Source organism: Streptomyces rishiriensis (assembly GCF_030815485.1).
Taxonomy (GTDB): Bacteria; Actinomycetota; Actinomycetes; order Streptomycetales; family Streptomycetaceae; genus Streptomyces; species Streptomyces rishiriensis_A.
In genome coordinates this window covers 958,911-971,789 of the sequence record NZ_JAUSWV010000002.1, presented here as the reverse complement: position 1 = coordinate 971,789, position 12,879 = coordinate 958,911, and the positions used below count along the sequence as shown (strand labels likewise).

The following is a 12,879-nucleotide window of genomic DNA, read 5'->3' as shown; positions in this document are numbered from 1 at the left end:
GAACACCCTTGCGTGACAGAGGTGTTCGATCCTGGCCAAGGCTCGCGGAGTACGGGACACGGTGGCCCCGGCTGCGGAACAGTGGGACGACGCGGTACCGGGGGAGCCCCGACCACCGGGACGGAGGGGACGACGATGCTGAGGACTCCCGTGAGCGAGAGGCGACTGGACATCCTGGAGTGGCTGAAGGAGCCGGCCCGGCACTTCCCGCCGCAGCGGCACGGCGACCTCGTCGAGGACGGCGTCACGGCGGACGTCGTCGCGGCGAAGCTGGGCGTGTGCCGCCAGGCGGCCGGCACGCACCTCGCCCTGCTCGCCGGCGTCGGTCTGCTGCGCGCCAAGCGGATCAGGCGCCGTACCTACTACCGGCGCGACGAGATGCGCATCGCCGAAGTGGCGCGGATGTTCGAGAAGGGGTGGTAGAGGATTTCGGCGAGGGGCGGTAGAGGACGGAGGGTCCACCCTCCGGAAAGGCCCGGCAAAGGACCACGGCCACGACCTTTCGACACCGTGCCCGCCTGCGAGGATGGCCGCCTCCTCAAGGAAGGGCGGCCCCTATGGACCGTCGGACGCCTCTCGTCCCCCTCAGGTACATCACTCTTCCCGGGCACGGCCCCGAGGACGTGGTCGCCGACACCAGAGGGCGGGTACTGACCGGGGTGTCGGACGGACGGATCCTGCGCGTCGACGGTCTGGACGACCCGCCAGCGGCCCGTGTCGAGCACATCGCCGAGATCGGCGGCCGCCCACTCGGTCTCGAACTCCTCCCGGACGGCGACCTGTTGGTGTGCTGCGCCGACGGCGCGCTGCTGCGCGTCGACCCCGACGGCGGCACCGGGAACGTCCGCGTCCTGACCGACACGGTGGCGGGGGAGCGGCTGCGCTTCTGCAGCAATGCCGTCGCGCTGCCCGACGGCACCGTCTACTTCACCGTGTCCAGCCAGGTCCATCCCTTACGGGACTGGATGGGCGAGATCGTCGAACACACCGGCACCGGCCGCCTGTTGCGCCTGGAGCCCGGCGCCCGCGAGGCGGAAGTCGTGCTGGAGGGCCTCCAGTTCGCCAACGGACTCGCGCGCGCAGCCGACGACTCCTTCCTGATCGTGGCCGAGACCGGCGCCCGCCGTCTCACCCGCTACCGGCTCACCGGCCCCCGGGCCGGCCGGGCCGAGCCCCTGGTCGAGCAGTTGCCGGGGTTCCCGGACAACCTGTGGCGCGGCGCGCCCGACGGCCCGGTCTGGGTGGCGCTGGCCGGTCCGCGCGTCCCCCCGCTCGACCTCCTGCACCGCGCCGGTCCCGCCGCACGCCGTCGCGCCGCCCGCCTCGCCGTGAACGCGCCGTACCGCCCGTCGGGCACCGCGGCAGTGCTGGCGGTCGACGACGACGGCCGGATCGTCCACCACCTCACCCACCGCCGCTCCGGGTTCCGCATGGTCACCAGCGTCTGCGAAACCGGCGGCCGACTGGTCCTGGGCAGCCTCTGGGAGCGCGGCATCGCGGTCTGCGAGGCGCCCGTGACCAAGTGAGAGACGGCGTTACGCTGGTGCCCGGCCGTGATCACCCCGATGAGGCGGGTCGGTCCGGGCCCGGGCAGGAGTCGTACGGCATGACAGCTGAGGAGGCCGAGAACCTCCGCACCGGCGCGGCACGGAGGGCGACCGGGACAAGTCGGCTCCCGGTGGTCGTCGTCGTGGCCGTCGGGGGCGGGATCGGTGCCGCCGCCCGCTACGCGGCCTCCCTCTGGTGGCCGACGCGGGCGGGCGGGTTCCCCTGGACGACCTTCTGGGTGAACGTCGTCGGCTGCGCGGTGATCGGCGTCTTCCTGGTCGTGATCACCGAGGCGGGGACGGCGCACCGGCTGCTGCGGCCGTTCTTCGGCACCGGCGTGCTGGGCGGCTTCACCACCTTCTCGACGTACGCCGTCGACGTCCGGAAGCTGTTCGGCGACGACCGCCCCGGCACGGCCCTGGCCTACCTCGCCGCGACCCTGTGCGCGGCGCTCCTCGCGGTCTGGCTCGCGGCCACGGCGACCCGCCGCGCTCTCCTGTGGAGGCAGCGATGACTACAGCGACCGGCAGGGCCCTGCGGCTGACCGTGTTCGTCGGCGAGAACGACACCTGGCACCGCAAGCCTCTCTACACGGAGATCGTGCACCGCGCCCGCGCGGCCGGTCTCGCGGGCGCCAGCGTCTTCCGCGGCATCGAGGGATTCGGCGCGTCCTCGTTGATCCACACCTCCCGGCTGCTCTCGCTCAGCGAGGACCTGCCGGTCGCGATCGTCGTCGTGGACAGCGAGGAGCGGGTGCGGGCCTTCCTGCCCGAGCTCGACGAGCTGGTCACGGAAGGCCTGGTGACCCTCGACCCCTGCGAGGTCGTCCGGTATGCCGGCCGAGGCGGGAACCGGGCCGGGACCCCGGGCGATACGGACACGAGGGGTAAGAAGTCGTTGTGAACTGGCTGGTGGTCGTCGTCGGCGGCATGATCGGCGCGCCGCTCCGCTATCTGACCGACCGCGCGGTGCAGTCCCGGCACGACTCGCTCCTCCCCTGGGGCACCTTCGTCGTCAACACCGGCGGCTGCCTGGTCCTCGGCGTCCTGACCGGCGCCGCCGCCGCCGGTCCCGACCTGCGGTTGTTCCTGGGAACGGGCTTCTGCGGAGCGCTGACGACGTACTCGACGTTCTCCTACGAGACACTGCGGCTGACCGAGACCGGCGCGGGCCTCTTCGCCGCCGTCAACGCCGTCGCGAGCGTGGTGGCGGGTCTCGGGGCCGCGTCCGCCGGGGTCGCCCTGGGCCAGTGGGCGTGGTCGTAGGCGTTCGGGCCGGAGCGCCGCCTGATAGGACTGGGTGCGACACCGGAGCGTCTACAACGCTGTCGACCGATCCGTCTCCTCAGAACTGGATTCCATGAGCGCCATCTCCGTCGGCCAAGCCGTCGTCCTCGGAGCCGTCGAGGGAGTGACCGAGTTCCTCCCCGTCTCCTCCACCGGCCATCTGAAGATCACCGAGGGCCTGATGGGCATCCCGGTCGACGACGACGCCGTCGTCGGGTTCTCGGCCGTCATCCAGGTCGGCGCGATCGCCGCCGTACTCGTGTACTTCCGCAAGGACATCGTGCGGATCGTCTCGGCCTGGTTCCGGGGTCTGCGCAGCCGTGAGGAGCGTCACTCGCACGACTACAAGTTCGCCTGGTGGGTGATCTACGCGACGATCCCGATCGTCGTCGTGGGGCTCGCCGCCAAGCCGCTCATCGAGGGGCCGCTGGCCTCGCTGTGGGTGGTCGCCGGCTCGCTGATCGTCGGCAGCGGCGTGATGTGGGCGGCCGACCAGATGGGCCGCCACAAGCGCGGCGAGGACGACACCTCGTTCAAGGACGCGATGCTGGTCGGCAGCTCCCAGATCCTCGCGCTGCTCTTCCCCGGCTTCTCCCGCTCCGGCGCCACCATGTCCACCGCGCTCATGCTCGACCTGGACCGGGTGGCCGCCACCCGGCTGTCCTTCTTCCTCGGCATCCCCGCCCTGACCGGCGCCGGGATCTACGAGCTGAAGGACGCCCTGGGCACGGGGGCGGGCGCGGCGCCCCTGGCCGTCGGCACGGTGGTGTCCTTCGTGGTCGCCTACGCCTCCATCGCCTGGCTGCTGAAGTTCGTCGCCAAGCACTCCTTCAACGCCTTCGTCGTCTACCGGCTCGTCGTGGGTGTGGCGCTGTTCGGCCTGCTGGCCGCCGGGGTGCTCGACAGCTGACCGGCCTTGGCTGCCGGCCGGTGGCCGGCAGTGGCCGGTCGGAGAATTCCCTCGCGAACTTCCTCAGGGGCGGGCAGGCGCCATTCAGACTCCCCGCCCTTGAGATCCGCGTTTCACCAGGCGTCTTGACAGCGGCGGCCCGCCACCCGGAGTATCGCTACCGTGAACCTGTCAGACAGCCAGACAGGTGGTGCGGGGCCGCGTCGCGTCAGCGCGATGGAAGCGGTGCTCACCCACCTCCGCGGCGCCATCGAGCAAGGCCGCTACGCCATCGGTGACAAGCTCCCTTCCGAGGCGGAGCTCTGCCGGACCCTCGAGGTCTCCCGCCCCGTCCTGCGGGAAGCCCTACGCGCCCTGCAGACGATGGGCCTGACCGTCGCCAAGACGGGCAAAGGCACCTTTGTGATCGCGAACACCGTGGAGGACCCCACCTTCGGCGACTACGCGGCCAGCGACCTGCTGGAGGTGCGCCGGCACGTCGAGATCCCGGTCGCCGGCTACGCGGCGCTGCGCCGCACCCCGGAGAACCTGGACCGGCTGGCGCATCTGCTCGACCGCATGGAGCGGGAGACGGACACCACCGCGTGGGTCGCGATGGACACCCTGTTCCACCTGACCGTCGCCGAGGCCGCCCAGAACCCGGTGTTCCGCCGGGTCATCGAGGAGATCCGGGACGCACTGGCGCGTCAGTCGGCCTTCCTCAACGAGCTGGGCGGACGGCGTGAGCAGTCCGACCGCGAGCACCGGGCGATCGTCGAGGCGCTGATCGACGGTTCCGGGCCCGACGCGGTGGAGGCCATGAGCCACCACCTGGACCGTGTCGAGACGACCCTCACCGACATCGTGCGCGCCCCGCGCACGGCTGTCCCCGGACCGGACTCGTGACGCTGTTCCTCCTCGCCTCCGTCCTGGTCCTCGTGTACGCCGACGGCCGCGCCGGACGCACCACCGTGCTGCGCCTGCCGCCGACCGTCACGGCGCTGGTCGCCGGGTGGTACGCCATCCGCCGCGACCTCGCCCTCACCCACACCTCGTCCAGGGCCGACGCGTGACCCCGTCGCCGGCCGCCGACCACCCACCAGTGATGCAGGCAGTGATGTATAGCAGCTCCCTCGCCGACGCTCCCGCGATCCGCGAACCCCTCCACACCCCTGTCGCCCACCTCGTCCGCGCAGGGGCGACCGAGGGCATCCACTACGGCTCCGTCGTCGTCCTCGGCGCGGGCGGCGAGATCGAGCTCCAGCTCGGCGACGTCGAGGCCGCCTTCTACCCCCGCTCGGCGCTCAAGCCCGTCCAGGCCGTCGCGATGGTCCGGGCCGGGCTGCCGCTCGACGGCGAGCTGCTCTCCCTCGCCGCGGCCAGCCACTCCGGCGAGGAACGCCACCTCGCCGGGACCCGGCGGATCCTCGAACTGGCGGGCGTCTCGCAGGACGAGCTGCGCAACGTCACGGACCTGCCGTACGACCCGGCGGTCCGCGACGCCTGGATACGGGAGGGCCGCGCGCCCGACCGCCTGGCCCAGAACTGTTCCGGCAAGCACGCGGCCATGCTCTACACCTGCACGCTCAACGGCTGGTCCCTGGACGACTACCTCGACCCGAAGCACCCGCTCCAGCAGGCGATCGCCGAGATCGTCGAGGACCTCACCGGTCAGCGGATCGCACGGGTCACCGTCGACGGATGCGGCGCCCCGCTGTTCTCGGTCTCCCTGCACGGCCTCGCCCGGGCCGCCGCCCGGGTCACCGCCTCCGCGCCCGGTACCCCCGAGGCGCGGGTGGCCGACGCGATGCGCGAGCACGCCGAGATGGCCTCCGGCTCCGGCCGGGACGTCGCCGCGCTGATGCGGGCGGTCCCCGGCCTGCTGGCGAAGGACGGCTTCGAGGGCGTCGAGGTCGCCGCGCTGCCGGACGGCCGAGCCGTCGCCGTCAAGATCTCCGACGGCGCGAACCGAGCCCGCGTCCCGGTCACCGCGGCCGCCCTCGTCCGCGCCGGTGTGGACCCCGCCCTGCTCACCGAGTTCGCGGGCGAAACCCTCCTCGGCGGCGGCGCACCGGTCGGCTGCGTCCGCCCGGTCCGCGCGCTGGACCCGGTCACCGTGCGTGCCTGCGCCTGACGGACACCGGCGACGGATGTGACCGCGCAGCCCGCGCGGTCACCGGAGGGGCTCCCGGACCGCTGTCGGCCCCGCCGCACGTGCCGGGCAGGTCGCGCGCCGGGCCGGCGGACCGGCAGGCGTCGACGACGCCTCTCGGACGGTCGCCGGACCCACGCGCCCGGCCGGTCGTGGCGGCCAGCGGCGCACCCCCCGTCCGTCCTGCGCCGTCCGGCACCGCCTGGCCGGCACCCCTGGTCAGGCGCCCCCGTCCGGCATCCCGCACCGACCACGGCGGGCCAGGCCCGGCGCGCCAGGCCCGGTGCGGGGCACAATGGCGATCATGACCACGACGTCGTCCCGTGCCTTCCAGCCGGTCCTGGACCGCATCGCCGAGGAGATGGCGCGGACCCCCGGCCGGGGCCGCCCCGCCGACTACATCCCGGCGCTCGCGGCCTGCGACCCGCGCCGCTTCGGCATGGCCGTGGCGGAACCGGACGGCACGGTCTACGGCGTGGGGGACTGGCGGGAGCCGTTCTCCACACAGTCCCTCACCAAGGTCTTCACCCTCGCCCTGGACCTGGCCCGCGAGGGCGACGAACTCTGGGAGCACGTGGGCCGCGAGCCCTCGGGCAACCCCTTCAACTCCCTGGTCCAGCTGGAGTACGAGAACGGCATCCCGCGCAATCCCTTCATCAACGCGGGCGCGCTGGTGGTCACCGACCGGCTCCAGACCCGTACGGGGGACGCGGCGGGCGAACTCCTCGCCTTCCTGCGCGCGGAGAGCGGCAACCCCGCGCTCGGCTTCGACGAGGAGGTCGCCGCCTCCGAGGCCCAGCACGGCGACCGCAATGCCGCCCTCGCCCATTTCATGGCGTCCTACGGCAACATCGGCAACGCCGTGCCGGTCCTCCTCGACCAGTACTTCCGGCAGTGCTCCCTCACCGCCTCCTGCGCCGACCTCGCCCTGGCCACCGGCTTCCTCGCCCGGCACGGCGTCCGCGCCGACGGCACCCGGCTGCTCACCCGCAGCCAGGCCAAGCAGGTCAACGCGGTGATGCTGACCTGCGGCACCTACGACGCGGCCGGCGACTTCGCCTACCGGGTCGGCCTGCCCGGCAAGAGCGGCGTGGGCGGCGGCATCATGGCCGTCGTACCGGGCCGCTGCACGCTGTGCGTATGGAGCCCGGGCCTGGACGAACGCGGCAACTCGGTGGCGGGAGTGGCCGCCCTGGACCGGTTCACGACCCTGACCGGCCTGTCGGTGTTCTGAGCTGCCGGGCCCACGAGCGCACCGGCCGGTCACGCGCAGGCCGCCGCCAGGAAGGCGCGACGTCGCTCCGCGGTCACCCGAGGTGGACACCGTGCCGACGTGCCGGCCAAGGCCTTCCGCATCGATCTCCGCCGCTGCCAGGCACTGGGCCTGGCCTGGCCGGGACGGCCTGCCGCGTGCTCGGCGGCTTCCCGGGCCGGCGCGCTGCCGGCCCGGACGTCCCGGACCCCTCCGGCGCCGGGAATGCCTCCGACGGCTTCCTCGGCAGCAACGCCCACACCTGGATCACGCTCGGCCTGCTGGTGTGGCTGCCCGTCGGTCATCTCCCCGCGGAACGGCGGCCGGCGAGCCACAGGACGAGCGCCACGGCGGTCCCGCCCAGCACGGCGGCGCCCGCGATCAGCGCCGCCTCCCGCCAGCCGGGAGCGTCGCCGGCTGCGACAGCGGCGGTGCCGGTGACCGGGGGAGCGACGGCGACCGGGGGAGCGCCGGGCGCCGGCGTGGACTTCTGTGGGGAAGCCGGCTTCGGTCCGGGGCCGGGCAACGGCCACGGACGGACCCGCAGCGCGTCCAGCGAGCCCACCGGATCGACCCGTCCGGCGGCCGCGAACCCCCAGTCCAGCAACGCGCGCGCCTCTTCGTAGACCTCGAACCCGCCGCCGTCCTGAGGGTTCATCACCGTCACGACGAGGGTGCGGTCACCCTGCCGGGCGGCGGCGACCAGGGTGTTGCCTGCGTTGCTGGTGTAGCCGTTCTTGATCCCGATCAGCCCCGGGTACGGCTCCACACCGTCCGCCCCGGTCAGCAGCCGGTTGGTGTTGGCGATCTCGTACGACCAGCCCCCGTCCCCGGGGAAGCTCGCCTCCGCGGTGCCGCAGTACCGCGCGAAGTCCGGGTTGCGCAGCCCCGCCCGCCCGAACACCGCCAGGTCGTACGCCGAGGACACCTGGCCCGGCGTGTCGTATCCGTCGGGCGACAGCACATGGGTGTCCAGGGCGCCCAGGGAGCGTGCCTTGGCCTGCATCCGGGCGGCCGTGGCCCGCCAGCCGCCGCTGAGGCTCGCCAGCACGTGCACGGCGTCGTTGCCGGAGTTGAGGAACACTCCGCGCCACAGGTCGGCGACCTGGTAGGTGTGTCCCTCAGTCACCCCGACGAGGCTGCTGCCGGGCCCGATGCCGCTCAGCTCCTCCTCGCTCACCCGGTGCCGGATCTCGCCGGGCAGGACCGGCAGCACCGTGAGGGCGAACAGGGTCTTGAGGGTGCTGGCCGGAGGCAGTTTGCGGTGCGCGTTCGACGCGGCGAGCACCTCACCCGTCTGCGCGTCGGAGACCAGCCAGGACAGCGCCGAGACGTCGGGGACCTCAGGGGCGCCGCGATGGGGCCTGACCTGCGTCCCGGAGCGGTAGAGCACGGACGGCCGGGGCGCCGTCACCCGGGGGCCGCCCGGTGCACCCGGACCACCGGGTCCTCCAGGGGCTCCGGGGTCTGCGCCGGCGCCCGCGGCGAGGCCGAGGGCGAGGGTGCCTGCCACACAGAACGCGCAGGTTGCCGCAGCGGCCCGGGAAGAGAATCCGATCGTCATATGAGCAACGTAGGAATGAATCCGGCGTTCCCCCCGCTGCCCGTGCCGGACACGGGGGCGCGTGCACTCGGATGCCACACGTTCCGCCCTATGCGGCGGGCAGGGTCGGCTGGATGCGGCGCAGAAAAGCCGTGTTGTCCGGGGTCTCGCGCATCCGCTCCAGGAGCGTCTCCAGGTTCGCCTGGCCGTCCCGGGTCCGAAGGGCCCGGCGCAGACCGCGTACGGCGCCCAACTCTGCCGGCGTGTAGAGGATTTCCTCGCGCCGGGTGCCGGAGCCGTCGATGTCGACGGCGGGGAAGACCCGGCGGGAGGCCGGTTCGCGGTCGAGGCGGAGCTCCATGTTGCCGGTGCTCTTCAGCTCCTCGAAGTAGAAGTCGTCGGCGCGGGAGCCCGTTTCGACCAGGGCGGTGGCGAGGACGGTGAGCGAGCCGCCTTCCTCGGCCGCCCGGGCGGCGCCGAAGAACCGCTTGGGGCCGATCAACGCGGTGGCGTCGACGCCACCGCTGAGGGTGCGGCCTCCGGAGGCGGCCGCGTTGTTGTGGGCCCGGCAGAGCCGGGTGAGCGAGTCGAGGAGGATCACGACGTCCTCACCCGCCTCGACGAGCCGCTTGGCCCGCTCGATGACGAGTTCGGCCAGCGCGATGTGCTGCTTGGGCGCCTGGTCGAACGTCGAGGCGTACACCTCGCCGCGCACGGAGCGCCGCATGTCGGTGACCTCCTCGGGCCGCTCGTCCAGCAGGACGACCATCAGCCGCGCACCGGGGTGGTTGCCGGCGACGGCGGCGGCGATCTGCTGGAGCAGCACGGTCTTGCCCGTCTTCGGCGGGGCGACGATCAGGCCGCGCTGGCCCTTGCCGATCGGCGCGACGAGATCCGTGACCCGGCCGGCGAGACCGGCCGCCGGATGCTCCAGACGGAGCCGCTCATGGGGGTGGACGGGCGTGAGATCGCGGAAGTGCCGGCGAGCGCGCAGTTCCTCGGCCGGCCGGCCGTTGACGCGGGCGACTTCGGTCAGGGCGCGCTGGGTACCGCGCACGCCCTCGACCAGGTCGCCCCTGCGCAGGCCGTGACGGCGGATCAGCGCGGCCGGGACCTGGAGGTCCACGGGGGTGGGCAGGCAGTCCGCGGGACGCAACTGCCCCTTCCCGCTCGCGTCGGTGTCGAGGACGCCGACGGCGACCCGGACCGGCTGCTGCTGCTGTACAGGGGGGTGTTCGAGAGTGGTGGTCATGGTGGTCGGTCCTTTCGAGGACGCAGGGCATGAGGCATGCGGAGAGGGAGGGAACAGCCGCGAAGGGAGGGCGCAGGGCGCGCCTCGGGCGGCGGGAACAGCACCTCGGATACGGCAGAAGAGAACAGAGAGCCGCTGGTGAGGTGGTGCGGGAAAGCCGCTGGACCGGCCGGAAACGGCGGGTGACACGGCGAACAGAAGGGAACCGGCACCGGCGCCCACGGGAGGGGCGTACACAAGTGCCACCGGCACACTAGCACACCGGTCGCTCCCGATGACGTCAACGCACGGACGGGGCACCTTGTTCCCGCACCGGACCCCACGGCGAACCCCGACGGCACGAGGGATCCCGCATGGCAGGGCGGGTCCCGGGCCGCGGTCGCGGGTCTCCTGGCGGTCGTCAACGGTGGCCGTGACAGCGCTCGGCGGTGACAGGTCCGTGCGGCGGCCCGGACCGCCCCCGGCGGCGGGATGGCCGTCGGCGTCGTGGTCTGCGGCTGCGCGTCGCTGCCGGGCGCGCTCGTCACGCTGTCGCTGGTGCGGAAGAACGCCGCCCGGGCGAGGTTCGGCGCCCAGGTGCGGACGGCGACCGTCCAGGCGCCGGCCCACGCCGGACCAACCGCCCCTCGAGGGGCACCGGAACGGCGGCACGCGGCAGAAGAGGCCGGTGAACGTCCGGGTCTCTTCCGGGTTCCATCGCAGATGTCCTCAGAGGGTAACGATCCGTGACGGCAGAGGACTTGACCGCTATTTCTGCCTTATCTTCACGTCATGTCCACGCCGCCTCAGCCCCCGCAGCAGCCGGAGCAGCCGTCCGACGCACCGGCCCAGCCGAGCGCGTACCCCTATCCGAATCCGCAGTCGCCGGCCCCGGGCGGGCCGCTGGGTTTCCCGCCGGCGGCGCCCGCGACCCAGGTCGACCGGCCGAGCGTCTACGCCCAGCCGACCCTGGTCGGGCAGCCCGCCCCGGCCCAGCCGGTCAACCCCTACCTGCAGCAGGGTCCGTACCCCGTGGTCGGCCCGCCGCCGGGCAGCGGGAGCGGTGGCGGTGGCGCGGGGAAAGCAGTTCTGTGGGCCGCTGCCGGCGCGGTGCTGGCGTCCGCCGCCTGGGCGGCCGGCCTCTTCCTGGTCGGCGCCGAAGCCGATCCGGACCTGCGCGGTTACGTCGCGCCGTCGAACCTGTGCAACTCCACGGACTACTCGTCCTTCAAGGAGGAGTACCCCGACAACGACAGCTCCCCGACGCACAACAGCCTCAAGGACGACGCCCTCGACGAGGGCCTGTGCAGCATCAGCCTGAAGAAGGACACGTCCAGTTACGCGGACGCCTACCTCTACTCCCAGCTGGACCTGCACAAGGAGACCGACCCGGGACCGGAGTTCACCGCGGCCTGGAAGAACTACGCCGACAGTCACACGGGTTACGACGTGGACACCGTCACCGGCATCGGCGACGAGGCCTATCTCGTCAGCAACGACACCACGTCCGGCTCGTCGAGCGGGTCGCTCTACGCCACGCTCGCCGTGCGGGACGGCTGGGTGACGTACACGATGAGTTACAGCGCCTACTACTCCTCGTACGACGACGATACCGATCCGCCGTCGCTCGAGGAGGTCACGGGCTATCTGAAGACGGACACGAGGACGACCCTGGAGGACCTCAGGGACTGAGGCCCGGCCGGGCCGGGGAAGCCGGGCCGGGGAAGCGGGGCCGGGGAAGCGGGCCGGGTCCCATGGATCCGGCCGCACGGCACGGTGGCCGGCGTCCTCCCCGACCGAACCGGGACGCCCCTGGGGCGTCATGGCCAGGTGCGCCCCCACGGACACGGGTCGGTCGGACGCGGTCAGCGGGGTCGGCCCCCACGCCGGGTGCGACCTCTGCGGGAGCCCTCAGCGTCGCCCGACGTCAGGAGGCGGGGGCCGACCGGGCCTCCGCCTCCTGGAGGATCTCGTCGAACCGGGCGCCCATCGCCTCAGCGAGAGCCTGGGCGCCCGACAACGGCCGCACCATGACGGTGAGTTCGTCGATGAGCCCGTCCTCGTCGAGGTGGATGAAGTCGCAGCCGGAAAGCTCCCGCTCGCCCACCCGGGCCCTGAACACCAGCGCGTGGTCACGTCCGTCGCCCCCGCCGAGCTCCCGCTCGTAGCGGAAGTCCTCGAAGACCCGCGTCACCGCCCGCAGGATCGCGGCGGTGATCGCCTTGCCCGGGTACGGCTTGAACACGACCGGGCTGGTGAACACCACGTCCTCGGCCAGCAGCGCCTCGACGGCCTCGAGATCGCCGGCCTCGACCGCCTCACGGAACGCGCGCATCGGATCACCTCACCGCATCAGTAGTCAATTTATTGAGTAGGTGCGGAGGACAATAATCGTGTCCTGTTACCGTGTCCACATGTCGCTCAAGTACGCCGTCCTGGCCGCCCTCCTGGAAGGCGAGGCCTCGGGCTACGAACTGTCGAAGGTCTTCGACGTCTCCCTCGCCAACTTCTGGCCCGCGACCCCGCAGCAGCTCTACCGCGAGCTGGAGCGCCTCGCGCAGGACGGCCTGATCGAGGCGCGGGTGGTGCAGCAGGAACGCCGGCCGAACAAGCGGATGTTCACCCTCACCGAGGCCGGCCGCGCGGACCTGGACGCCTTCGCGGCCACCCCGCCGCGGCGGCCCACCGTCATCCGCGACGAACTCCTGATCAGGATCCAGGCGATGGACGGCGTGGACCCCGAGGCGACCCGCGCCCTGGTCGAGGAGCGCCTGACCTGGTCCCGTGCCAAGCTCGACCGCTACCGGCGGGTGCGCGACCGCCTCCTCGACGGACGCACCGAGGAGGCGTACCTGACCGGGGCCGACCGCATCGGTCCCTATCTGACGCTGCTGGCCGGCATCGCCTTCGAGGAGACGAACCAGGCCTGGTGCGAACGGGCCCTGCTGCTCATGAGGCGGCGGACGGCCGTAGGCTGA

The 12,879-nt window shown here is 72.7% G+C and carries 14 protein-coding genes and 1 pseudogene; 12 read left to right on the top strand and 3 right to left on the bottom strand.

The window, feature by feature from the left end; genetic code table 11:
- The first annotated feature begins 135 nt into the window (after positions 1 to 135).
- The 10 genes and pseudogenes from QF030_RS06735 (at position 136) to QF030_RS06690 (ending at position 7,109) form a co-directional block, all read left to right on the top strand.
- Complete coding sequence (locus QF030_RS06735) at positions 136 to 423, top strand: ArsR family transcriptional regulator (protein WP_307161727.1); 288 nt, start codon at positions 136 to 138, stop codon at positions 421 to 423.
- 134 nt (positions 424 to 557) lie between these two features.
- On the top strand, positions 558 to 1,526 hold the full coding sequence (locus tag QF030_RS06730; protein ID WP_307161726.1) for an SMP-30/gluconolactonase/LRE family protein: 969 nt from the start codon (positions 558 to 560) through the stop codon (positions 1,524 to 1,526).
- An 80-nt stretch (positions 1,527 to 1,606) separates the two neighbouring features.
- A complete protein-coding gene (gene crcB / locus QF030_RS06725) occupies positions 1,607 to 2,062 on the top strand; it encodes a fluoride efflux transporter CrcB (RefSeq protein WP_307161725.1) in 456 nt (151 codons plus the stop codon).
- Positions 2,059 to 2,451 (top strand): DUF190 domain-containing protein, encoded by a 393-nt coding sequence (locus QF030_RS06720; RefSeq protein ID WP_307161724.1) that lies wholly within the window; start codon positions 2,059 to 2,061, stop codon positions 2,449 to 2,451. The genes crcB (QF030_RS06725) and QF030_RS06720 overlap by 4 nt, the downstream gene beginning before the upstream one ends.
- Positions 2,448 to 2,813, top strand: coding sequence for a fluoride efflux transporter CrcB (gene crcB, locus QF030_RS06715; RefSeq protein ID WP_307161723.1), 366 nt, complete (start codon positions 2,448 to 2,450; stop codon positions 2,811 to 2,813). Before QF030_RS06720 ends, crcB (QF030_RS06715) begins: the two co-directional genes overlap by 4 nt.
- Before the next feature lie 94 nt (positions 2,814 to 2,907).
- Entirely contained in the window at positions 2,908 to 3,744 is an 837-nt protein-coding gene (locus tag QF030_RS06710; RefSeq protein WP_307161722.1) for an undecaprenyl-diphosphate phosphatase, read from the top strand.
- Positions 3,745 to 3,960: 216 nt separating this feature from the next.
- Positions 3,961 to 4,629 (top strand): FadR/GntR family transcriptional regulator, encoded by a 669-nt coding sequence (locus QF030_RS06705; protein ID WP_307167490.1) that lies wholly within the window; start codon positions 3,961 to 3,963, stop codon positions 4,627 to 4,629.
- Positions 4,605 to 4,796, top strand: a pseudogene (locus tag QF030_RS06700) (amino acid permease); the annotation flags it as partial. The gene QF030_RS06705 and the pseudogene QF030_RS06700, both read left to right, overlap by 25 nt.
- A gap of 44 nt (positions 4,797 to 4,840) precedes the next feature.
- Positions 4,841 to 5,857, top strand: coding sequence for an asparaginase (locus tag QF030_RS06695; RefSeq protein WP_307161721.1), 1,017 nt, complete (start codon positions 4,841 to 4,843; stop codon positions 5,855 to 5,857).
- Between the two features lie 313 nt (positions 5,858 to 6,170).
- Positions 6,171 to 7,109, top strand: a complete 939-nt coding sequence (locus QF030_RS06690; RefSeq protein WP_307161720.1) for a glutaminase — start codon at positions 6,171 to 6,173, stop codon at positions 7,107 to 7,109.
- Positions 7,110 to 7,428: 319 nt separating this feature from the next.
- Here the strand turns inward: QF030_RS06690 and QF030_RS06685 are convergent, their stop codons facing one another.
- On the bottom strand, positions 7,429 to 8,691 hold the full coding sequence (locus QF030_RS06685) for a D-alanyl-D-alanine carboxypeptidase family protein (RefSeq protein ID WP_307161719.1): 1,263 nt from the start codon (positions 8,689 to 8,691) through the stop codon (positions 7,429 to 7,431).
- 88 nt (positions 8,692 to 8,779) lie between these two features.
- Positions 8,780 to 9,922 (bottom strand): transcription termination factor Rho, encoded by a 1,143-nt coding sequence (gene rho / locus QF030_RS06680; RefSeq protein ID WP_307161718.1) that lies wholly within the window; start codon positions 9,920 to 9,922, stop codon positions 8,780 to 8,782.
- A 771-nt stretch (positions 9,923 to 10,693) separates the two neighbouring features.
- Here rho and QF030_RS06675 point away from each other — a divergent pair.
- Positions 10,694 to 11,593: a hypothetical protein gene (locus QF030_RS06675; RefSeq protein ID WP_307161717.1), complete on the top strand. Its 900-nt coding sequence runs from the start codon at positions 10,694 to 10,696 to the stop codon at positions 11,591 to 11,593.
- A gap of 235 nt (positions 11,594 to 11,828) precedes the next feature.
- Here the strand turns inward: QF030_RS06675 and QF030_RS06670 are convergent, their stop codons facing one another.
- Positions 11,829 to 12,236 (bottom strand): nuclear transport factor 2 family protein, encoded by a 408-nt coding sequence (locus tag QF030_RS06670; protein WP_307161716.1) that lies wholly within the window; start codon positions 12,234 to 12,236, stop codon positions 11,829 to 11,831.
- 79 nt (positions 12,237 to 12,315) lie between these two features.
- Here QF030_RS06670 and QF030_RS06665 point away from each other — a divergent pair, with 79 nt between their 5' ends.
- Positions 12,316 to 12,879, top strand: coding sequence for a PadR family transcriptional regulator (locus tag QF030_RS06665; protein WP_307161715.1), 564 nt, complete (start codon positions 12,316 to 12,318; stop codon positions 12,877 to 12,879).